General features: G+C 55.6%; 1 protein-coding gene. It reads right to left on the bottom strand.

Features of this window, described 5'->3' with window-relative positions:
* Positions 1–292: hypothetical protein (locus J4G14_11025; protein ID MCE2458329.1), on the bottom strand; the 292-nt coding region annotated here is incomplete at its 3' end.
* Between the last annotated feature and the right edge of the window lie 23 nt (positions 293–315).

The raw sequence follows: 315 nt of genomic DNA, 5'->3' as shown, positions 1-315 counted from the left end.
GAAACATGCAGATGACTCGCCCGTTGTCGGTCCTGGCGTTGATGAGGGTTCTGAGTCCCTCGTCTATCTCGAGCCAGATTTTACGTCCGTTGTTCGTGTCATCTTTCTCGGGAGTGTTGTCGTCGATGAAGTCGTCAGCGTCGGCCTGTCCATAGACGGTGAGCAGCCTGGCCGCGGCGAGCCGGTGACTCAGAGTGGCGCCATCGATGCTGTCGTCCATGACGTCGATGAGGAAGCGGACGATGTTTCGTCCGTCGTCGGTGTTGTCTTTGATTATTCTGGCTATGGACATGGTGTGGTCGCTTACAAAGAGAA

This window comes from Dehalococcoidia bacterium (assembly GCA_021295915.1).
Taxonomy (GTDB): Bacteria; Chloroflexota; Dehalococcoidia; order Lucifugimonadales; family UBA1123; genus VXRN01.
The sequence above is the reverse complement of the archived record's forward strand: the minus strand, read 5'-3'. Positions and strand labels throughout refer to the sequence as shown.